The sequence below is a fragment of the Paenibacillus sp. YSY-4.3 genome (genome assembly GCF_054767475.1).
This window is the reverse complement of sequence record NZ_BAABMC010000011.1, coordinates 1-23,796: the sequence shown is the minus strand read 5'-3', so window position 1 is coordinate 23,796 and position 23,796 is coordinate 1. Positions and strand designations below refer to the sequence as shown.

Sequence of the window (23,796 nt, the reverse complement as noted above, 5' to 3'; positions counted from 1 at the left end):
ATCATGAGCTAGCCAAGGAGGAGAATCTTATGCCAAAAATTCTGATCGTCGATGATGAGAAGATATTTCGCAAGGGTCTGCGGGCCATGATTACGTCCTTGGATCCGGAATGGGAGGTCGTGGGCGATGCCTCCGACGGCTACGAGGCTCTGGATCGGGCGGAGGTGCTGCATCCCGATGTCATATTAACCGATATCCGCATGCCGCGGATGGACGGCATCGCTTTGCAGCGCATCGTGAAGGAGCGGTTCCCGCAAACCGAATGCGTCGTGGTTAGCGGCTACGAAGATTTTACTTATGCGCTTCAATCGATGAGATACGGCGCCAAGGATTATTTAATGAAGCCGGTGGAGCGAAGTGAGCTGGGGCGGATTCTCGGCAAGCTGAAGGAAGAGACGGCAAGGCGTGGCAAAGCTTCCGCTCCGAGGTTTGATCAGGAGGAGAACGAGCTTATACGCCGCCATGTGAGCGAGTCCGTCATTGCGGGGTTGATGCGGGGCATGGTGCAGCAGCATCATGTGGATCTGTTGCGCAAAATCGGCGTTGATTTCGATCAGCCCTATTATTGCTGCTTCTTGATCAAGCTCGATAAGGGTTCCATAGGGTCAGAGCGTTATTTAAAGGCCGATCCCTCGCTGTTCCAGCTCTACATCCGCCAATTCGTACAGGAAATGGTCAATAAACGGATGAAAGGCTACAGCCTCGTCCTCTCCGATTCCGAGGTGGCGGCCATCGTCAATTTGAGCAGTAATAACAGCTGTGGCCTGATGGAACTGGCCGAGTCGATCCGCAGGCAGATTACCTCCTTGTCGAATCTCACCGTAACGATCGGTGTCGGGCGGGTAGCCGAAGGAGTCAATTCGATCTCGGATTCTTACCGCGATGCCGAAATCAGCCTGCTCTACCGGTTGATCGTCGGCGGTGACAAGGTGCTGCATTATGAGACGATCCGCCGGGATCATGATTTATATCTTGAGGTCGATCCTGAATCCTGGGTAGCGATGGAGCGCGCGGTTCTGGAAGGACGGGTAGAGGAAGTAGCCAGCCGTGCGGAATCGGAGATCGGCAGTCTATGCCGGCAAGCGACGAGCCCCGAGCTCATCTATCAGAAAATATGCAAGCTTCTCATCCATTTCTACGAATCGGCTGAGAAGCTGAATTTAACCAAGGCTTGGCTGGGCGAACGGGATATTCGCAGCCTCATATTCGATATATGCTCGATTACGTCAAGCGAAGAGCTGATGGCCGAGTGCCGGACGCTGCTGATGGCCCTGTCCCGTTGCATCGCCGATTCCAGGCTGGAAACCTGGAACGACCCGGTGGAGCAGGCGCTGCAGTATCTCGATTCCAATTTCCATAAGCAGATTACTTTGAACGAGGTGGCGGGGCAGGTGCACTTGAATCCGGCTTATTTCAGCTCACTGTTCAAACAGCGGACCGGCACAACCTTCGTGGAGCGGCTGACGGCGATTCGGGTGGAGAAGGCCAAGCGGCGACTGATGGACAGCGACGATAAAATCGCGGCGATTGCCGAAGAAACCGGGTTTCCGAATTTGCGTCATTTTTACCGCGTGTTCAAACGGGAGGCCAAGCTCTCCCCCAAAGATTACCGCCGCGGTTTTCGCAAGGATTGCACGGAGCATTCCTGCAGCGGTGAGTCTGAAGCGATTGATATTACTTGACACTAACAGGAGGTAAAGAATAGTGGCTAACATCCATAACAATAAAACGATTCCTCGCGAGGAATATCCAAGACCGCAGTTTGTTCGTGCGGATTGGCTCAATTTGAATGGTGAGTGGGAGTTTGCCTTCGATGATGGCGAAATAGGGGAGCAGGAGAAATGGTACGGAAATCATACTCAAGCTTCATATCCGCATTCGATCACAGTTCCCTTCGTATTTCAGAGCAAGCTGAGCGGCATCGGGAACCCGGAGTTCCACGATGTGGTATGGTACCGCAAAAGCTTCGATCTGCCGGAGGCGTGGCAGGGCAAGCGGATCGTGCTTCATTTCGGTGCGGTCGATTACTTGGCCAAAATATGGGTTAACGGTCAACTGGCCGCTATCCACGAAGGCGGGCACACACCGTTTCAGGCCGATATCACGGATTTGCTCGTTCCGGGCAGCCAGACGATTACGGTCCGCGCTGAAGATTTCAGCCGGGACATTACCTTGCCGCGGGGCAAGCAATATTGGCTGGAAAACTCGGCAAGCATTTTCTATACGCGGACCACGGGAATTTGGCAAACGGTGTGGCTCGAGCCGGTGGATCAGGCTTATCTGAAGCGAGTGGCCTTGACTCCCGATATCGACCGGAACGAAATTCAGCTGCATACTTTCGTGGAAGGCGTGCAGGGCAAGGCAGAATTGGAGCTTGAGGTGACGGTGTCTTTTCAAGGGGAGCGGGTCGCGTGCGACCGATATAAAGTGCTTCGACCGGAGGAGTACCGCAGCATTCATCTCCATGATTTTGCCGAGCATGGGCTGGGCCGCCTATGGTCGCCGGAGCATCCGAATCTGTACGATATTTCCTTCAGGCTGGCAGACGGGGGCCGTGTGCTGGATGAGGTGGACAGCTATTTCGGGATGCGTAAAGTATCCATTGAAAATGGACGTCTGTGCCTGAACAACCGCCCGTATTATCAGCGGCTTGTGCTCGATCAGGGATATTTTGAGGAAGGCATTCTTACCGCTCCGAGCGACGAAGACCTGAAGCGGGACGTGGAGTTGGCTAAAGAGATGGGATTCAACGGCGTGCGCAAGCATCAGAAGATGGAGGATCCGCGGTTCCTGTACTGGTGCGACCGGATTGGGATGCTCGTCTGGGGCGAAGCCGCGAATGCTTATGCTTACTCCGAAAATTACGTGCGGCAGTTTACCAGTGAGTGGCAGGAGGTGATTCAGCGGGATTACAACCATCCTTGCATCGTGACATGGGTGCCGCTGAACGAGAGCTGGGGCGTCCCGAACGTGCAGATCGACGCCAAACAGCAGCAGCACGGCCTAGCCATGTACCATTTAACGAAATCGCTCGATCAGACACGTCCTGTCGTATATAACGACGGCTGGGAGCATATGACGACGGATCTGGTGACCATTCACGACTATGAGAGCCGCCGCGAGGTGCTGGAAGCCAGATACGAAACGGTAGAATCCACAATCGAAGCGATGCCGGCGAATCGCCGCATCTTTGTTGGCGGAGCGGCTTACGCCGGCCAGCCGATTCTCGTCACGGAGTTTGGAGGAATCGCCTTCAAGGCGAGTGATTGGGAAGGTTGGGGATACTCCGGTGCGGATAATGAAGAGGATTATTTGCAGCGGTTGAAGGACGTTGTCGATCCGATGTATGCCTCCCCGGTCGTACAAGGTTTCTGCTATACGCAGCTTACAGACGTGGAGCAGGAGATCAACGGGCTGCTCACCTATAACAGGAAGCCTAAAGCCCCGCTGGAGCAAATTCGGCAAATTATTACGGGGGCGGGCCGGAACTGATTTTTTAAGTTTTAATGAATGATGGAATAACGGTTGAAGATATAAAGCTGGCGCAGGATTGAACTGTGCCAGCTTTGTTGTTTGGAAAAATAATTAGTTATTATGAGTATAATTGAGTATAATTGAATACAAACCAATGTTCTATAGAGGAGATTATTTCTATGGATTCGGAAATCGAGATCATGACGATAGCCCAGGTTGCGAATTATTTGCAGCTTAGTGAAGTAACAACCTATAAAATGGTGAACGAGGGAGTCATTCCGGCTTTTAAAATCGGCAGACATTGGAGGGTCAAGAGGAGCGATCTGTTTGATCTGATTGAACGGTTGAAACATGGTGAAAAGTTATAGAGAGCAACGAAACATAGAGAGCCATACAATACTATAATAAAGTCCGGCCACTTAGGTGACCGGTATTTTGCAAGAGAGGAATTAAGCACATAATGAATGAAGAAGCTAGCAAAACTGCGAAGACTGCAAAGACAGCGAGGTCACAGCGCCGTTCTAAATCGTCTCCCCCGCCGGTTCGAGTGTTTGCGCTTGGCGGCCTTGGAGAGATCGGTAAAAATATGTACGCCGTGGAGTACAAAAATGAACTTATCATCATTGACGCGGGCTTGAAATTTCCTGACTCGCGCCTATCCGGAATCGATTATATCATTCCTGATATGAGTTATTTGGTTGCCAATAAGCATAAAATCAAAGGTCTGTTTATTACGCATGGACACGAGGATCATATTGGAGCGATTCCATTTCTGCTCCGGCAGCTGCAAATCCCGATTTACGGCGGCCCGTTAACGATTGGCCTTATTCGGGCCAAGCTGGAGGAATATCGTTTGCTCGGACAAGCCGAGCTGCATGTCTTTCATGAGAACGACAAGTATACGTTCCAGCATCTTGCCGTCCATTTCTTCAGAACGACACACAGCATTCCCGACGCCTTCGGGATTGTCGTTGATACGCCATACGGCCCGGTCGTACATACCGGGGATTTCAAGTTTGACTTTACGCCGGAGGACAAGCCCGCCGATCTGTCCAAGATGGCCAGCGTCGGGAGCGAGGGTGTTCTGGCGCTGCTGGCTGACAGCACGAATAGTGAACGTGAAGGCTTTACTCCTTCCGAGCGCAAGGTCGGCAATGCGATTCTTGAATCGTTTAAGCAATGCGAGGGACGCATTTTGTTCGCTACGTTTGCTTCCAACGTGCACCGCCTTCAGCAGGTGGTGGAGGCCGCGATGCAGTGCGACCGCAAAATAGCAGTCATTGGCCGGAGCATGGAGAAGGTATTTACGATCGGACAGGAGCTGGGATATATCCGCGTGCCTGACGGCATGCTTATCGACGTGAAACATATTGACCGTTATGAGGATAATCGAGTATTGATCGTTTGTACGGGCAGCCAGGGAGAGCCAAACGCCGCCCTGAGCCGGATCGCATCCGGGGCGCACCGCTCTGTGCAAATTTACCCGGGGGACTCGGTTATTTTCTCCTCTTCGCCGATTCCGGGCAACGAGCAGAACATTAACCGCAGCATCGATTTGCTCATGCGGGCAGGCGCTAATGTCATTTACGGCTCCATTATCGATATCCATACCTCGGGCCACGGCAACCGGGAGGACTTGAAGCTCATGCTCAGCATGATTCGTCCGAAGTATTTCATCCCGATTCACGGGGAATACCGTATGCTGCTCGCCCATCGCAAGCTGGCGATGCAGACGGGACTGTCGGAAGACCGCATCTTCGTGATGAACGTCGGAGATACACTGTCCATCTATCGCAATCGCGCCAAGAAAGGCCGCTCAATTCCGTCGGGTGACGTCTTCATCAGCAACGGCGAGATGAGAACCTACGAGGATGAGCTCGTGGAAGAGAGGGGCGAATTGGCGAGAGAGGGAATCGTCATCGTAGTAATGACGATTGACGCCGAGACGGGCCAAATTCTTGCGGGACCGGATATCGTGACTCGCGGATTCGTCTATATGCAGGATGCCCGTCCGCTGTTGCGGCGCGCAGAAATGACGCTGAAGCGGAACTTGTCCAAGCAGGCTGAGCGTCAGGAGTACAATCGTTCCGACTGGGTTCGGTCGACGCACCGGATCATGCGCAGATTTTTCATGAAAGAAGTGGGCCGAGCGCCGCATATCATGCCTTCTATATTAGAAGTTTAGTTTGGACTCAGAGCTTTCCATCGGGAAGGCTCTGTTTTTATGTTCAGGCGAGGAAGTCCATATTTGTCGTATTTAAAAATAAAATATAAATTTTATATTTTATTGATATGTATTGTTAATTAATGTATGTTATATACAGGGATTTTTTGTATTAAATTTAAAAAATCGTATTTTTACTAAGATTTGATGTTACTCACCCTTCTACTTTCTCCTATTAACTTGAGATAACTAGTTTCTCTCTTACATCCATAGTTAATTCATTCGGATTATATTCCCATAACTAGCGTTGTTAAATTGGTTTTGCAAGATGCTCTGGAACGAAGTTCCTAGGAGGTCGTTGTATCATTGGCAGAAAGAATTTGTGTTAAGGCCGCTGGCATTACAAGGGTTTTTGGTTATGGTTCACGTGAAGTGAAGGTTCTTAATGGTGTGGACTTGGTGATACCCCCAGGGCAAATGACTGCTTTTATTGGAAGATCCGGCTCGGGTAAAACGACTTTGATTAATTTATTGGGAGCGCTGGATTATCCAACCGAGGGAACGATAGAAATTGAGGGCCAATTGATCACATCTATGTCTGACAGGGAACGAGAGTTCATGAGACGTAGTCAGATCGGGCTTGTATTTCAATCGTTTGCTCTAATTCCTTTAATGACTGCGTATGAAAATGTAGAATTTGTCTTACGCATAGCAGGTTATTCGGCTAAGGAGAGAAAAAAAGCCTCCCTTGAAGCCCTGGAACATGTTGGTCTGATCCCCCGGATGCATCATCGGCCATTCGAGATGTCTGGGGGGGAGCAGCAAAGGATCGCTATAGCCAGGGCGATAGCCCATAAACCGAAGCTCATTTTGGCTGATGAACCAACGGCAGAACTGGATAGTCAGACTGGGCTTAAAATCCTCAAAGTATTTCGTGACCTTATTCATGATTATGGCTTGTCAGTCATTATGACTAGCCATGATCCGGCCATAATCGATATCGTTGATCAAGTTTACGAACTGGAGGATGGAATTATTGTCTCACGATCTTAAAGTAAAGGGTCTATTTATGATGTGTTTGTTGCTTCTGTCAGGATGCTCGCTGCTGCCCAAAGAGGAGGAGGTATTGACTCCGCCTTTGGTGAAGCCGGTACAGGAAAATTATCGGACGGCTGCGGCAGTGAAAGGCACCATTACTAAAGAGGTTAAGGGAAGCGGGAGATTTGAGTCCACGTTGCAGGATAGAGCAATTTACAAAGAGAAGGAGGGGAGAATATCCAAAATACACGTTAAGTCAGGGGACAAGGTCAACAAAGGAGATGTTCTTGTCGAGCTTCTTTTGGATGGTCTTGATATTCAGTTACAGGAACAGGAAATAGCTTTGGAGAATGCAAAAAATACTTTGCGTGAAGCTAAAATCAACGAAAACGCGGATCCTGATGCCTATAGGATGGCTTCCATGCAGTATGAATTGGAACAGACAAAATACAAGCGCTTACAAGCCTTGTATGAAAGTAAAATTATTCGTGCAGAGATCGGCGGGCAGGTTATTTTCGTAGATTCTTTGAAGGAAGGGGATGCTATCGAACAATACCAGACACTTGTATCGGTAGCCGATCCTGCGAATTTGCGGGTAATTTTTGAAGTCAATTCAACTGATGAGACGGTAGATGTGGGATCAGATGTACAAATAACCTTTAAGAATACAGTTTATAAGGGAGTTGTGGTCCAGTCTCCGTCTTCTGCTCCGATAACCCAAAATGAACAATTGGCGGAAAGATATCGGAAGAATGTGTATATTTCTTTGGCTGAGCTTCCAGAGGAAGCGGAAATAGGTTCTCTTGTAGACGTTAAAATTATTACGGAGCAGCGGGACAACGTAATCAAGATCCCGCGTGGTGGATTGAGATCATATTTAGGGAGAAATTTTGTTCGTGTGCTTGAGGATGGCTCAAAGTTAAGAGAAATCGATGTTGAACCCGGTATTACTAGCAGTACAGAAGTGGAGATCGTGAAAGGGCTGGAGGAGGGGCAGACCATCATTTTGCAATAATTCGTTGTAGGAGGTTTCTACGTGTCTTTATTTTTCATGATTCTTCGCAAAATGATCCAAAATAAATGGCTCGTATTCAGTCTTTTTCTCGGTATATTTATGACGGCAGGTCTTGTCAGTGCTATTCCCATTTATTCGGAAGCAATATTATCACGGATGCTGGTTAAGGAATTGGAAACTGTTCAAACAAGTACTAATACTTATCCGGGAATTCATTTAACCAAGGTCAGTTTTCAGAAGGAAACAGCTGATAAGCGCAAAGCGAGCATTCTCGAGTTAAACGAATATATGAGAGATGCTGAAAACAAGGGTTTTGGCATTCCTGTTACACAGCTTGTTGTAGAGCTGCAAACCTCCAGTATGCAGGTAGTTCCGGAGGCGGCCGGGCAGGAAACACCCGGCAGCAAGCAACTTGCGGCATTAAAATCCTTGTCCGATTTCGAAGCTCATATTCGGCTTATAGATGGAGATATGCCCTCGGAAGCACCGGTTGATGGGGTATTTGAAGTTCTTGTAAATCAGAAAACTATGACCTCCCTGGATTTTGTTTTGGGTAGTGTATTCCAGCTTCGAGATAGCCAAGGAAATGTAGTAACAAAGGTAAAACCAGTCGGGGTATACCAGAAAAAAGAGGACAATGATCTGTACTTTCGTTCCCCGCAACTCGACAATTTGGATCGAGTATTTGTTGTTCCCGAGACAACCTTTGAGCGATATTTTATAAATGATAACGCGTTGCCTGTTTCTTCAGCCTGGTGGTACTTCGTATTCGATTATTCAAAAATGGAGTTGCGAAATATTGATGATTTTCTGGGAATGAGCGAGAAAGTTCAGGCGAAGGCGAAGAACGTTACTTCACAATATCAGACAGATGTTACGGTGCCTGCCGTTGATATCATCAAGGATTATTTTGGACGCACAAAACATCTTCTAAGGCTTATGTGGTCCCTTAATGTACCGGTTCTATTTATGCTGGGCTTCTATATGTTTATGGTATCCAATTTGATTGTGGATCGTCAGAAAAGTGAAATTGCCGTACTGCGAAGCAGAGGCGCATCGCGGTTTCAAATTATGACCTCATATGCTGTTGAGGCCTCCATTCTTTGCTGTATAGCTTGGCTGATTGGTCCATTTCTAGGACTGTTTTTGACAAAGGTTCTTGGGGCGTCTAACGGCTTCCTGGAATTTGTGCAAAGATCCCGTCTGCCTGTTTATGTGAATATTCAATCCTATCAGTATAGCGGTTTTGCCGTATTAGGCTCATTTTTAATGATATTATTGCCGGTATATTTTGCAACTAGGGTATCTATCGTTGGCCATAAGCAGAAAGTGTCGAGAGTAGATAAACAGCCTTTCTGGCATAAGATTTTTCTGGATGTGCTACTTCTTGCGGTTTCAATATACGGCTTGTATGCCTTTAACTCAAGAATCAAAGCGATGGCTAGTTTAGGACTAACTTTTGATGATCTGCAAATGGATCCGCTGCAGTTCGTTGTTCCAGCCCTGTTCATTGTTGGCGGGGGAATGTTTGTGCTCAGGCTATATCCGTTAGTTTTGAAGCTGATTTACCGGCTTGGGAGATCCCTTTGGCCTCCATCCTGGTATATCACCCTAATTCAGGTAGGGCGTTCTAGCAGCCAGTATCAATTTTTAATGATCTTTTTTATCATCACGATTGCTACGGGGGTGTTTAGCGCAGGCGCAGCTAGAACGATTAATAATAACACGGAGGAGAGAATAAAGTACTCGGGGGGCTCTGATTTTATTCTTAAATCGGAGTGGCCCAGCAATAAGCCTGTGGTCACCCCGGCGGCAATGTATGGTCAGCAGGAGAGCGCTAGTACGACAGCAGCTCCAACCCCAAGTATAAAGGTCATTCAGTATGAGGAACCACCTTTTGAGCCGTTTTTAGCGTTACCGGGAGTGGAGTCTGCAGCTAAGGTGTTCGTAAAAGAACAGGCCGATTTCCAGGTTGGTGAGGCAAGGGGAAGCGCCAAGCTAATAGGAATTGATACGGATGATTTTGGCCATACTACCTGGTTTCAGGATTTATTATTATCCAACTCGCTAAACGAGCATTTAAATGTGATTGCCGGTGATTCCCGGGCGATTATCATTTCCAGAACGCTGGCGGAGCAGAAGCAGGCCAAGGTTGGGGATACGATATGGATTGGCTGGACTGGAGTGGATCAGCAGCCATTTATCGTTTACAGCATCGTAGACTATTTCCCTACCTTTAATCCTAATCCGGCTGTACGATCAGAGGATAAGAGCAGTTCACAGGCTGAAGAGGATAATCGAGATGCGCCTATGCTTATCGTAGGCCATCTATCGAGAATACAGCTTCAATTGGCATTAGAACCTTACGAGGTGTGGCTAAAGATGGATGCCGATACCTCGACGGCGGATTTTTATACAGCTATTGAGCAGGCCAAATTGAACATCGTTGATATACATAATACTAGGCAAGAGCTGATCAAGGCTAAAAACGATCCCTTCCTGATGGCGGTTAATGGCATTCTCACTCTAGGATTTCTAAACTCTATTCTAATTACTTTCGTAGGCTTTCTGCTGTATTGGATTTTGTCACTTAGGGGAAGAGTTCTGCAGAATGGAGTAATGCGGGCACTCGGAGTTTCTTTGCGCCAACTCGTAGGCATGCTTGTAATAGAGCAGGTTCTTACATCAGGAACCGCCATTATGATTGGCATTTGGGTAGGGAACATAACAAGCAGATTATTTGTTCCAAATTTCCAGATTGCATTTAATCCCGGCACATTAGTACCTCCGTTCCGCGTTGTATTTGAACACACTGACTTCATCCGTATTTATATCGTTATTGGAATAATGCTGGCCATTGGATTAGCTATTCTTGGATATATGCTGTCCCGGATTCGAATTCATCAGGCGCTGAAGCTGGGGGAGGATTAACCTTATGATTCACTGTGAGGGGCTTGTTAAAATATACAAAACCGCAGAGCTGGAAGTATTCGCATTGCAGGGACTGGATCTTACGGTTGAAAAACAGGAACTTACAGCCATCATTGGCAATAGTGGCAGCGGCAAATCAACGCTCTTGAATATGTTGGGAGGACTTGACAAGCCAACGGCCGGTAAGTTGAACGTTGATGGCAAGGACATGCTGAAGATGAGTGAGCGAGATCTGGTCAAGTATAAACGGGAGAGCGTCGGCTTTGTATGGCAGAACAATGCCCGCAATCTGGTTCCCTATTTGACGGCTATACAAAATGTGGAGCTGCCGATCTTGCTCAAATCGAGACGCCGCAAAGAACGGGCTTTGGAACTGCTTGAGGCTGTTGGTCTTTCCCACCGCAAGCATAATAAGATGCATGAGCTGTCTGGCGGGGAACAGCAGAGAGTAGCGATTGCAATTGCTTTAGCCAATGAGCCCAAATTGCTGCTGGCTGATGAGCCTACGGGTTCGCTTGATTCACAGATGGCCGATCAGGTTCTCGACCTGTTTCGTGATTTGAATCGTACTATCGGAATTACGATAGTAATTGTCACGCATGACCCCTTGCTGGCTAGAAAAGTGGATCGCGTAGTTGCTATTAGGGACGGGAAGATATCATCGGAGATGCTGAGGCGTAAATCTTATGCCGAGGAGCTTGCCGAAATCGAGGAAGGAAAGGTATTTTCCGAGAAGGATACCCACGTTGAATATGCTATTTTAGACAGGGCAGGACGTGTTCAAATCCCGAGATCCTATCTTGAATCTATTAATGTGAAGGATACTAATAAGGTGAAGCTTGAGCTTGTTGATGGAAAAATTATTATGACTTCCCCAGTATAAATAATTAAAATACAAGAGGTGACTCATGAAAAGGAAATTATTGCTGCTGTTAATATGTATTGTGGTTCTTGCAGGCTGTAACGGGATAGGGGCAACGTCTACCAAGAAAGAAACGAACACCTTGAAACTGTATACTTTTAACCAAAACAATGAAAGAGCGGATGTTATTCAAAACGTACTGGATCAATTTCACAGTCAACATCCTGAGATTAAGGTAGAAATGATTTCGATTAACGAAGAAGAAGAGCAGTTGAAAAAGCTTGATGAATTATATGAAGGCAATGAGCAGGTGGATTTACTATGGCTACCTTCATCAATAGGTATTAGTGAGGTGGCCATTTCCAAATATGTCGAGTCGCTCGAAGGATACGCTGACTCCTTGAGCCTAAGCGATTACTATGTTAATTTGGACAACTTGAGATATGATGGTGAGCTATACGCGCTTCCGTTCATTTACGAGCATTATCTGGTTTATTTCAATAAGGATATGTTTGATCAGTTTCAACTTAGCTATCCGGCCATGGGTTGGAGTTATAACGATTTTGCCAGCATTGCCGAGAAGCTAACGAATTCATCAGCTGGAACTGTTGGTATTGAGAACGGTCCAATGCTGTATTATACAATTGGGGGAGCCTACAGCGGAAGTACGTTCAAAGAGGGTGAAACCCAGTTGGCTCTTGATGAGGAAGCAGCTCTCCAAGGCTATGAAATGCTGACTAACTTATTCAAAAACGGCAAAATTGACGGCCGTATCGGCGAGACTTTATCTGACGGCTTCTCCGTAAATCCGAGTTTTCGGGATGGGACAGCTGGTATGATGATAAACAGCTCTGCATTGCTTACTTCAACTTTTGAGAAGGTACCTAATATCGGTGTTGTATCCTTCCCGAGAGGAGATCAATCACAACAGGGAATAAGCACATTAGAGCCCATTGCGGTATCTACCAAAAGTAATTTTACGAAGGAAGCCATCGAGGTTCTAAAATATTTATCAAGCAGTACGGAGGCTAGAGAATTAATGGTACGGAGCGGAGTCACTCTTCCTACCTTCTCGGATGAAAAGGTGTTTACCGCATTTGAGAATTTATTTGCAGATCCTAGCTTTACAGAGACAGTAAGGGAAATATTGAACAACAATAAGGATTCGCTGGGGCTCGCGCCTCCCACACCGGGTTATTTTAATGTCCTCATGAAATTAACCGCTATTTTTATGGATCCCGGCTATAGTTTATACTCGGGTGATATGGAAATCAGAGGGGAATTCCAGCAGCAGATTAAAAGTATTAATGAGCAGTGGATGATAGAGCAGCAACAGCAATCAATCCGGATCATGGATTAGAAACAGGAGAGGGTGGTCGTTATTCCAAGAGTGCTATTACCCATTAGCGAACCAGCTGCAAAAGGATTTCTCTTCTTTGCTTATCCTCTGAGCATCCTAGGGAACAACGAGAGGACATATCCGTGGATTATGAGTAATTTTATCCAGGTATGCTTTGATAAAGACTTTAAGAACAGTCCCGTTCCGTTTACATTCTATTCTTACGATTTTTCCGTTTCACCTTGGCTGAAGCATGAAAAAATATTCAGAAATACACTTCAAGATATTTCCGCAGATATCGTGACATTGATAAAAGCTTGTATTAATAATGGCAAGTACGTGCATTTATATCTGGATGAGCGTTATGTCGTCAATAGAAGAGCGTATCAAAAATTCAGCTTTATACATGAAAATTTTATTTACGGTTATGATGACGATATTTCCGCTTTCCATATTCTTGGCTTTGATCAGAACGGCCAGTACGTATCCTCTGTGCTGACTTACAAGCAATTATTATCGGCTTATCAAGGCGTGGGGGATATAATTGCAGCTAATGAGTTCCACCAGGAACTGCATCCTGCAAGCATTGACATCTTTAATACTATTCAAATTTTCGAGCTGAATTTGGCGGTTGAATATTCATTTAACAAGCAGTTGGTATTAAGTACGTTGAAGGAATATTTGAATGGAGATAATACATCGAATTGGTTTGCTATGCTGAGAGAGCCTTGGGATCGTGTTTACGGTATGGAGTGTTATAGCTATATTCAGAAATATTATGAACTTCTTCTTAAAGAGGAGGCAGGCTATGATATTCGTTATTTGCATAATTTGTGGGAGCACAAGCAGCTTATGACGAAAAGAGTCCAATACATGAAAGAACAAGGGCATACAGAGCTCGGTGAAGGGGAAGTAGAGGAATTTCGAAATTTGGAACAGGAATTATTCGGATTACGAAATGCTATGATCAAATATTCCCTAACAAATCAGAAAACGCTAATCGAGCACATTTATTTCAAACTCCCCGAAATGGCACAATTAGAGCAATCATTAATTGAAAAATGGATTAAACATTCCGAATAGGAGGGAGAAGCTGGCGCTATTTAATAGCGCTAGCTTTTTTAATTACTAAAAAATTAAATAAAATTTAATAATGTGACATATTATACCTTACTTCGACATAGAATAGGTATTATACTAAATTTGAGGTGAATAATATTGATAATTCCTATAAAGCCAATATCTGACTTCACTTCAGGGAGAGATTGCACTCAGGCCATACTTCATTCTGTCTGCAGGAGTTGGGATGTAGAATACTGTATGTTATATGCAGAATCATGGGAATTTAATTACGAAAGAGATGAGACAAAACGTTATGGAGAAAGACTTCAAATTTCCGTGGGATATGCCCCCGACCTATTGGAAACCTGCAATGGTTTGGCTATACGGGAGCAGGAAGGAAATTCAGGCCAGTTACATAAAGCAATAATTGATAATCTACATAATAACAGACCTGTATTAATATACTTGGATGCCTATTGGACTATTTGGGGAAATCGCTATTTGACCGGACATTTTCCTCACTTCACTTTAATTGTTGGCTACAACGAATCCAATCACAATTTCTATTGTGTAGATCCTATCTTCTCAGAACAAATTCAAGAGCTGCCTGTGGATCATTTTATTCGTGGGAATAATGGTAAACTGCTATCCATAAGTCGTCCTCACATTGATTTTACCCCTACAGCAAATTGGGATACCGCACTCCGAACATTTAATCACATCATCGACAACACAAAACTTCCCGAGTTTGAACAATTCATACAAGACATTACAGCCTCTTTTGATTTCAAAAGAGAAATGGAGGGATACGAGGAATACTGGGAAACTCCATTTTATAAAAATTTTAATCAGGGTATGTTTGGCCGGAAATCATGTGCAGATGCTATCGAATTTATAAGCAGCTACGTTCCGGTTGTGGAACCGGTCGCTAGGCTAGCCAGGCAGATTGCCTATGAATGGGCCATCTTAAGAAATGTTATTCAGAAGCTCTCCCTTGTAATTGATGATACCCTCTTTGAACTATATAACCACAGATTATTAGATAAGCTGAAACTAGTATTTGCTTTAGAGCGGGATTTTGTCCACATGATTAAATTGGTATTGAAGCATGGTTGTGTCCCCTCCTATGAAAACACAGCCCCAGCCATGAAGTGGAATCCTCATAACGCTACTGCCTCTCTAGAACATACCACCTTCGTTGATCTATCCTGCCATTTTAATAATAAAGGTTTAAAAATATCAGCAGCATGTACCGCAAATTTTGATGGAACCGGAGATTATATTGCCGAGCGTGAGACTCCACTGGATAAGCTTTACAAAGCTTCCCATTTCAAATTTCCAGAAGCAGGCCCCGGATGCAATGATAACATCATCTGCATGGGTCAAAGTATTGATGTTCCGGCAGGAGAATATGCCTGTATTATGATCGCTGCAACTTCTGAATGGGGCGACAGCATTGAGAAGCTGACTGTGAAGTATGAGCATAAGAATTCCGATTTTGACATTGAAATTTCAGACTGGATTGTTATTAATCCTCGTTTTAATCACCAGATATTATGGAAAGGCTCTAATAAACTGGCAGAACCAGTCAATTTATATATGCAGGAAATCCCAATTTACGAAGAAAAAATGTATGCGGTTACATTGCCGTATAATCCGAATCTGCACATATTTTCCCTATCATTAGTGAAAAAGTCTTAATAGGAGGAATGATGATGAACGACAACATATTCGAGTTTCTTGAGAAGATTGACAATAGCCAGACCGAGCATGTTGAAAATGTATCTGAGATGGCCGGGTCGGTCCGGGATATTGCCATTATCGGTATATCATCCTATTTGCCTCTTGCAGAAGATTACAGAGCCTTCTGGAATAACCTTGTGCAAGGAAAAGATTGTGTTAGAGAAATTCCTGACTCCAGAAAAAGCGACATTATTCGCTACCTGAACTTTAGTAAACGGTTCACTGGCGATGAAGCTCATAGATTTGTAGAGTATGCTTTTTTGGACGAAATTGATAAATTTGATTATAAATTTTTTGGAATATCTCCTAAAGAAGCCAGTTTGATGGACCCCAATCAACGCCTTTTTTTGCAAACCGCCTGGTCAGCGATTGAGGATGCGGGTTGTGCATTGAAAATAAGGGGGACGCATACAGGGATATTTGTTGGCAGCATTTCGCAGGGGGAAACCTATCGCAGCATGATCGAAGAGGCAGAGCCAGGTTACCTTGGGCTGTCTAGCGTAGGGAATTTGCCATCCTTTCTTCCCAGCAGAATCTCTTATATTCTTGATTTAAAGGGCCCATCCGTTGCTGTTGATACTGCTTGCTCTTCTTCGCTGGTCGCCGTCCATATGGCCTGTCAAAGCATTAATAACAAAGAGTGTGACATGGCTATTGCAGGAGGAGTAAAGATAAATTTGCTTCCGGTTAAAAGTCCGGTTGAGCTTGGCATTGAATCCAGCACTGGAAGGACCAAGACATTTGATAATAGTTCAGATGGGACAGGCGGGGGGGAAGGAGCAGCGGCGGTGTTGCTTAAGCCTCTGGATCAAGCGCTGAAAGATCGCGATCATATTTATGCTGTAATTAAAGGAAGTGCTGTGAATAATGATGGTGCTTCAATGAGTATTGCTGCGCCGAATCCTAAAGCCCAGGAAGAGGTCATCATTAAAGCATGGGCTGCCGCAGGCATTGAGCCCGATACCGTTTCATACATTGAAGCGCATGGAACTGGCACTAAACTGGGCGATCCCATAGAGGTTCAGGGAATTACCAATGCCTTCTCAAAATTTACAACTGCTCAAAACTTTTGCGGTGTGGGTTCAGTTAAGACTAATATCGGGCATTTGGATTCAGCTGCCGGAATAGTCGGTTTATTAAAAGTTGCTTTGGCATTAAAGCATGAGAAAATCCCGGGCAATTTGCATTTTCATACCCCTAATGAAATGATCGATTTCGATCAATCACCATTATACGTGGTAGATCGATTGACGGATTGGAAAAAACAAAACACACCAAGACGAGGCGGAGTCAGTTCATTTGGATTTAGCGGAACCAACTGTCATGTCATCGTTGAGGAAGCGCCTCAGACTGTGCATAGCCGAACTGTTCAGGATGTGCAGCATTCGGAGCTTTTCACGCTTTCCGCCAAGGACAAGGGGACTCTGTACCAACTGATCCATAAGTATGATCAGCTTCTCCGAGAGGAAGAGATGGATTTAAGAGATCTTTGCTACACCTTAACTACAGGACGGCATCATTATTTGTATCGAATTGCTGTAGTTGTCGAATCCAAGGAACAACTGTTAGAGGAGCTGGGCCGCCTGCTGCTTGATAAGGAGTATATGAGCAACCGGCTGCTGACAAATTTGCTCTGGGCTCCTTATGATAAATCCAGTCTTAAGGACAGCTTGGATGCAGCAATTTTGGATTTTACAATTCATCGGGATGAAGAACAATTACTAACCATTACCCGCCACTATATAAACGGGGCTGAAATTCCTTGGGAGCAGCTCTACAAAGATGAAGACCGGTATAAAATCAGCCTGCCAGTTTATCCGTTCTGTAGGGAAAGATGCTGGATAAGTATCCCTGACGATCAATCGTGCTTCTATAAAATCACATGGAAAGAAGAGGCTGCATCCGCAGAAAATTCATTATTACATCAGAATATTTTGGTGATTAAGGATGCTTCTAAGTACAGCGATTCTCTGATAGAAGAGCTTCGAAAGCAGAAAAAGAATGTATATGAACTTGATTCCGTTGCACACTCGGAGGAGGGATATCAAAGACTGGCTGACGAGATACAAGATAGAGGCATTAGTCTGATTATTCATTTATCATCCCTCCGTTTTAGCGGTGATCCTGTTCATACAGCTGAGCTGGATTCTGTACTGCAAGACGGGGTGTATAGCTTATATCATCTCCTGAAGGCCATTCACAGCTTGAAGAATTCGATAGAACTCGTATTGGTATCCAATCAGGTTCATAGCATCGCTGATTCTGCCCAACAACCTTATGCAGCCGCCATGTTTGGATTGGGAAAGTCCATTTCTCAAGAATATCCGAACATTCAATGCCGGGCAATTGATCTGGACGCAGAACTTGGGGGGGCGCAGCTTATAGCGGAAATTTCTCTTAATTCACCTCCTTATCTTGTCGGCTACAGGCAAGGCCGAAGGTATGTAGAAGTGATGGACAAGGTTGAGGATGAAGTGCTGTACGAGTCCAATACCAGTGCAGGGGTGAATTCCATTCAAAGTTCCGGGGCTTATATAATCACGGGAGGATTCGGCAATATCGGTTTATACATAGCGGAATTTTTGTTTTCCTTGAACCCCGATGCTCATATTGTGCTTCTAAATCGAACGGAGTTCCCGGACAGAATGGAATGGGACAATATTATGTACGGGAATGAAAGGCAAGATCTGAAGGAGAAAGTACAAAGGGTTAGCCGATTAATTTCTCGGCAGGCCAAACTTGAAATTAATCAGGCCGATATTACAGATGAGCAGATGCTAAGAAAGCAGCTTGAAGTTATACGGTTGAAGTATGGGACTATTCGAGGAATCTTTCATTGTGCCGGAGTAGGAGTTGGGACAATAAGTTCGCTTGTTTCAGATTCTCTGGAGCAGTTGGAGCAGGTGTTGCTTCCGAAAATTCAAGGCACCCTTCTTTTGCACCAGCTAACAAGTCAAGACCGGCTAGACTTTTTTGTTCTTTGTTCCTCAGCGGCTTCCTTGGTTGGCGGAAAGTACATTGGGGCATATACAGCGGGCAATAGCTTCCTGGATAGCTTCTCTTCATATCGGCAAGCAAATCATACAAGAACTTTATCTATTAATTGGCCGGCATGGGAATTCGTACGTGCACAATTGGGAGAAGAACTAATTAGCAAGCAGTTATTTGATCTATTACTACCCGATACGGCCTTACAAGCTTTGCAGCGTTATTTGTTTACGACGAATAGGACAAACATGATTTTCGGAAGATTAAATACTTCGATGGTGGCTCCGTTAGAGAGTTTGCGAATGATGCGTTTCTCTGAACGGATATCTAATGGCATAAAGCAGCAGCCGATTTATCATCATGGCCCATCTGAGCAGGCAAGCAGATCTGGAGCTATAGATACACCCGTAGACGAAGTCGTGTACATGATTTGGAAGAATGTTTTAGGATATGAAGAATTTGATGCGGACAGTGATTTTTTTGAATTAGGCGGAGATTCCATAAGCGCGCTGAATGTCATTGATGAACTGGAGAGCAATTTGAACATTACGTTAAAAATATCCGATATTTTTAATAACCCGACATCGAATCAACTGGTTGCTTTTATTTTAGAGCATCACACACACCACGATAACGAAGTACCATCCTCAGAGATTCCGCTTACTGAAACGCAATCCTACTATCCCTTAACATCACAGCAAAAAAGAATCCTACTGCAAATTGAAATGACTGATTCCAACCATACGATTTACAATATGCCGGCTGTTGTTATGCTTCAACAGAATATCGAGGCTTTAACAGCTGAGGATATCCTGCAACAGCTTGTTAAGCGTCATGAAATTTTACGAACTTCTTTCAAGTGGGTTGAAGGTCAGCCTGTTCAATGCATCCATGAAGATATCAAGGTAATTGTACAGGAGGAATGGTGCGAAGACGGTCATTTTCAGGGAGCGGCCAGTTCTTTTGTCCAGCCATTTGATGTTGGAGTTCCACCATTGTTTAGGGTAAAGCTAATTCATACTCGGTCTGAAGGTTCAATACTAGTGTTCGATCTGCATCATCTGATTTCCGATGGTGTATCGGCAACTATTTTCTCTACGGAGTTTCTGGAGCTGCTGCAGGGCAGGCCGCTTAAGGGACTAAACCTAAGTTATAAAGAGATAGCTGTTCGGCAGCAAAACATGCAAAAAACAAATCAGCATCGTATAAATGAGCAGTTTTGGTTGTCTGAATTTGAAGAGAAGGTACCGGTGTTATCAATGCCGGTTGATTATCCTAGGCCTCCTGTAAAAACATATTGTGGAGATCAAATCATTTTTACCGTAGAAAAATGTTTGGCAGATCAGATCCATCAACTCTCATCCGATAGCGGAGTTACTCCTTTTATTATTGCTTTAGCTGCATACAATATCATGCTATCCAGGTATTCAGGCCAGGAGGATATCATCGTTGGAACTCCTGTGCTGGGGAGAAAAGACCAGGATGAAATGGCTGTTATGGGGCTGTTCGCAAATACGCTGCCGATCCGGAACTATCCTAAAGGCAGCAAATCGTTTATTTCCTACATCCAGGAACTGAAGCTAAAAACAATGGATATATTTGAGCATCAGGATTTTCCGCTGGAAGAATTAATGAATATGCTGGAACACCACAAGGACATGGATGGTGCAGAACTGTTTGAGCATACATTTGTTTTTCTTAATAAACAGTTGAATATTCTTGGAAACAATGCTTGGGATGTAACGAAATATGAGTTCGACAACAAAATTTCCAAGTTTGATTTGACCTTGTACGGAATGGAGCGAGAGGAGGATATTGTGTTTGCTCTTGAGTACAGCACAGATTTGTACTCGGAGAGTACGGCCAAAAGAATGGCGGGCCACTTCATAAATATCCTTGAAGAGGTTTGTGCTGATAAAGCGGTGTTGTTGAATGACATCAAAATGATGACCCAGGAAGAGGAGAGGGAGATCCTTCATGAGTTCAACGATACGTTGACTGATTACCCCAGAGATGCTTCGATTTCCAGTTTGTTTGTAGCTCAAGTGAATCGCTCTCCCCATCATATTGCTTTACAGAATGAACGCGAGACTTTGACTTATGCCGAGCTGGATGTAAGGGTAAATCAGTTAACACAGTCGATTCTGGGGAAGGGAATTGAACGGGGGACGCCTGTAGGAATTCTGATTGATCGGTCAATAGAAATGGTCATAGCGATTTTGGCGGTATTAAAGGCAGGAGGAGTCTACATTCCTATTGATGCTGATTATCCGGAAGAGCGGGTAGAATATATGCTGCAAAATAGCGAAGCAGCTCTTTTAATTATGAAGCATGCCACCCAACGAAAAGTCTTGTCTTATACAGGTGAAGTTTTATATTTGGACCGTCTAGAGACTTGCTATATGGCTGGTAGCAATGATCTGGCAAACGATCCTGAGGATTTGGCTTATATTATTTATACTTCGGGTACGACAGGCCGTCCGAAGGGGGTTATGGTAACCCATCGCAACGTAGTATCACTGGTTATGAACAACAACTATGTGCCTTTAGATCAAAGTGTACGGATGCTGCAGACGGGAGCCGTTGGATTTGATGCCCTAACCTTTGAACTATTCGGCGTATTACTGAATGGTGGAACTTTGGTGATCGTGGATTCAAATAATTTATTGAATAAGAGAAGCCTTAGGGCTTCAATAGAGCAATATGAAATCAATATGATTTGGATGACTACCCCATGGTTTGTCCAGCTTTCGAATGAATCTCCTTCCGTATTTCGCGGAGTGAATTATCTTGTTGTCGGAGGAGAAGCGTTGTCTTCATATTCCGTACGCCCTGTTCAGGAAAAGTGCCCTGGGCTGCAAATCATTAATGTGTACGGACCAACGGAGAACACTACTTTTTCTACCAGCTATTGGCTTGAAGCTCATACGGAACAATTAATTCCTATCGGTAAGCCGATCTCGAATTCTACAGCGTATGTGATGCATTCATCGGGGAAATTGCTCCCGGTTGGAGTCCCAGGTGAATTGGTTGTAGGTGGAGACGGCGTAGCTCAGGGATATTTGCACAATTCAGATCTGACAAACGATAGATTTGTAGATAATCCGTTCAGATCCGGGGAGAAAATGTATAGAACCGGCGATCTGGTGAAGTGGAGGACTGACGGAGCATTAGAGTTTATTGGAAGAATGGATCAGCAGGTGAAAATTCGGGGCTACAGGGTGGAGCCAGGGGAAATCGAGCATTGTCTTCTGGAACATGAAGCCATTCGTGAAGCAATTGTTATCGCAAGACAAAATAGCATTAATGAAATCAATTTATACGCTTATATTGTGGCGGATTGGAAGTTAAGCGTTTCGGAGCTTCGCCTGTACGTATCAAGGAAACTGCCGGATTACATGGTTCCCGCATTTTTTGTCCCGATGGATGCTTTGCCGCTGACTCCTAATGGCAAATTAGACCGTAAAGCGCTGCCGCTGGGTGAACAATTTATCCAGCCAGAGCGAGTTTATGCTGAACCCGCAGATGAAACAGAAAAAAGGCTATTGCAGATTTGGAGTAATATCCTGCAAAACGAGCGAATTCATGTAACGGATCACTTCTTTGAGTTGGGTGGACAATCTTTAAAAGCAGCATTAATGTTGTCCAAAATCTATGATGAATTTAAGGTTGAGTTGACCTTAAGGACGATTTTCATGAACCCAACGATCCAACAAATAGCAGAGATTATTCGTCAAGGCCAACATAAAGCAGGCGCTCCTGCACGAATCGAACCGGCTCCACCGGCAGCATTTTATCCAGTATCATCCGCACAGAAAAGACAGTATATTTTGTACCAATTCGATCCTGACAGCCTTGGCTATAATATGCCGGGTATAGTCAAAATAGAGGGAGATTATGACCTTAATCGGCTGAAGGGGGCCATACAATCCTTGATTCTGAGGCATGAATCGCTCAGAACATCGTTTAGCACAATTGATGGGGAGCCTATTCAGATCATACAGGCCGAAGTGCCATTTGTTCTGGAACAAAGCTCCTGTAACGACGAACAGGAATTGTCAGATACAATTACCCGATTCGTGCGTCCGTTTGATTTGGAACAAGCTCCGTTGCTCCGACTGCATATCGTATCTCTTCTTGATAAACAGCATTATCTCCTATTTGATATGCATCACATTATTTCCGATGGAGTTTCTATCCGGATTTTCGGGGATGAATTTGCGGCATTGTATGAGGGTAGGGAGCTTCCTCAGCTTCGCATCCAATATAAGGATTTCTCGGAATGGCAGAACAACAGATATACAAGCGGGGCAGTTAACCTGCATGAGCAATACTGGCTAAATGAATTCATGGGTGAAATTCCGGTGCTGGAGCTTCCTACTGACTTCCCAAGGCCGCTGCAGCAGAGCTTTGAAGGGGATCGCATTTTTTTTGGATCAGGAAAAGACCTGATGGTGCAGCTGCAACGACTGGGTAACAGCACGAATACTAGTCTTTATATGATTCTGCTTGCGGCTTATTCATTGCTTCTTCACAAATATAGCGGTCAATCAGATATTATCGTAGGATCGCCAGTCGCGGGGCGTACGGCTAAGGATACGGAAGGCATTATAGGAATGTTCATTAATATGCTGGCGATGAGGACTACCATAGAGGACGATATGCCTTTGGATCGATTACTCCACAGAGTTAAAGATAAGGTCTTAAAGGCATTAGAGCATCAAGAATATCCACTGGAGGAGCTTGTTCAGCGTCTGGGCATAAAAAGAAACCTGGGACGAAATCCGTTATTTAACACGATGTTTGTTCTGCAGGCAGGGGAACTGGAGACCATTCAGGTTGAAGAAATGAGTATGATTCCTCGTGAGATTAATTATGGAGCCTCCAAACTGGATTTATTATTGCAGGCAGTCAAGACGGATTCGGAGATTGAGTTTACCTTTGAGTACTGTACGAAACTGTATCGCAAGGAAACCGTGGAGAGAATGGGCCAGCATTTTCTTCAGCTTCTTAAGGGGATTTGTAGTACCTCGGCTGTGCGGTTAGGCAATCTAGAGATGTTAACAACGGGTGAGCAGCAAATAATGCTGTTGCAGCATAACACAGCTGCTGATTATCCGCGGGAGGCAGTGCTGCATAAGCTGGTGGAAGCATCAGCATCGGCCAACCCGGCGGAAGAG

The 23,796-nt window shown here is 45.0% G+C and carries 12 protein-coding genes; all 12 read left to right on the top strand.

Annotated elements, in window-relative coordinates; translation table 11 throughout:
* Positions 1-29 precede the first annotated feature (29 nt).
* On the top strand, positions 30-1,682 hold the full coding sequence (locus ACYUJT_RS23225; RefSeq protein ID WP_460326878.1) for a response regulator: 1,653 nt from the start codon (positions 30-32) through the stop codon (positions 1,680-1,682).
* 22 nt (positions 1,683-1,704) lie between these two features.
* Positions 1,705-3,492, top strand: coding sequence for a glycoside hydrolase family 2 protein (locus tag ACYUJT_RS23220; RefSeq protein ID WP_460326876.1), 1,788 nt, complete (start codon positions 1,705-1,707; stop codon positions 3,490-3,492).
* Between the two features lie 161 nt (positions 3,493-3,653).
* Positions 3,654-3,842 carry a helix-turn-helix domain-containing protein gene (locus tag ACYUJT_RS23215; RefSeq protein ID WP_110932038.1) on the top strand — a complete coding sequence of 63 codons (189 nt, stop codon included), beginning with the start codon at positions 3,654-3,656 and terminating at the stop codon, positions 3,840-3,842.
* 92 nt (positions 3,843-3,934) lie between these two features.
* Positions 3,935-5,659, top strand: a complete 1,725-nt coding sequence (rnjA, locus tag ACYUJT_RS23210; RefSeq protein ID WP_460326874.1) for a ribonuclease J1 — start codon at positions 3,935-3,937, stop codon at positions 5,657-5,659.
* 345 nt (positions 5,660-6,004) lie between these two features.
* Positions 6,005-6,691 (top strand): ABC transporter ATP-binding protein, encoded by a 687-nt coding sequence (locus ACYUJT_RS23205; RefSeq protein WP_460326872.1) that lies wholly within the window; start codon positions 6,005-6,007, stop codon positions 6,689-6,691.
* Entirely contained in the window at positions 6,666-7,691 is a 1,026-nt protein-coding gene (locus ACYUJT_RS23200; RefSeq protein ID WP_460326870.1) for an efflux RND transporter periplasmic adaptor subunit, read from the top strand. Before ACYUJT_RS23205 ends, ACYUJT_RS23200 begins: the two co-directional genes overlap by 26 nt.
* 21 nt (positions 7,692-7,712) lie before the next feature.
* Positions 7,713-10,622, top strand: coding sequence for an ABC transporter permease (locus ACYUJT_RS23195; RefSeq protein ID WP_460326868.1), 2,910 nt, complete (start codon positions 7,713-7,715; stop codon positions 10,620-10,622).
* A gap of 4 nt (positions 10,623-10,626) precedes the next feature.
* Positions 10,627-11,505, top strand: coding sequence for an ABC transporter ATP-binding protein (locus ACYUJT_RS23190; protein ID WP_460326865.1), 879 nt, complete (start codon positions 10,627-10,629; stop codon positions 11,503-11,505).
* 25 nt (positions 11,506-11,530) lie between these two features.
* The gene (locus tag ACYUJT_RS23185; protein ID WP_460326863.1) at positions 11,531-12,844 is read left to right on the top strand and encodes an ABC transporter substrate-binding protein; all 1,314 of its coding nucleotides are present in this window, start codon (positions 11,531-11,533) and stop codon (positions 12,842-12,844) included.
* Between the two features lie 12 nt (positions 12,845-12,856).
* Positions 12,857-13,906 carry a hypothetical protein gene (locus ACYUJT_RS23180; RefSeq protein ID WP_460326861.1) on the top strand — a complete coding sequence of 350 codons (1,050 nt, stop codon included), beginning with the start codon at positions 12,857-12,859 and terminating at the stop codon, positions 13,904-13,906.
* 237 nt (positions 13,907-14,143) lie between these two features.
* Positions 14,144-15,586, top strand: coding sequence for a cysteine peptidase family C39 domain-containing protein (locus ACYUJT_RS23175; RefSeq protein ID WP_460326859.1), 1,443 nt, complete (start codon positions 14,144-14,146; stop codon positions 15,584-15,586).
* 14 nt (positions 15,587-15,600) lie between these two features.
* Positions 15,601-23,796, top strand: an 8,196-nt coding sequence (locus tag ACYUJT_RS23170; protein WP_460326857.1) for an amino acid adenylation domain-containing protein, incomplete at its 3' end; no start/stop codon positions are given.

Bases quoted from the DNA above. Each gene is read 5' to 3' on its own strand.
- ACYUJT_RS23185 (WP_460326863.1), top strand. From the start codon at position 11,531: ATGAAAAGGAAATTATTGCTGCTGTTAATATGTATTGTGGTTCTTGCA.
- ACYUJT_RS23175 (WP_460326859.1), top strand. From the start codon at position 14,144: ATGTTATATGCAGAATCATGGGAATTTAATTACGAAAGAGATGAGACA.
- ACYUJT_RS23200 (WP_460326870.1), top strand. From the start codon at position 6,666: ATGGAATTATTGTCTCACGATCTTAAAGTAAAGGGTCTATTTATGATG.
- ACYUJT_RS23190 (WP_460326865.1), top strand. From the start codon at position 10,627: ATGATTCACTGTGAGGGGCTTGTTAAAATATACAAAACCGCAGAGCTG.
- ACYUJT_RS23215 (WP_110932038.1), top strand. From the start codon at position 3,654: ATGGATTCGGAAATCGAGATCATGACGATAGCCCAGGTTGCGAATTAT.
- rnjA (WP_460326874.1), top strand. From the start codon at position 3,935: ATGAATGAAGAAGCTAGCAAAACTGCGAAGACTGCAAAGACAGCGAGG.
- ACYUJT_RS23225 (WP_460326878.1), top strand. From the start codon at position 30: ATGCCAAAAATTCTGATCGTCGATGATGAGAAGATATTTCGCAAGGGT.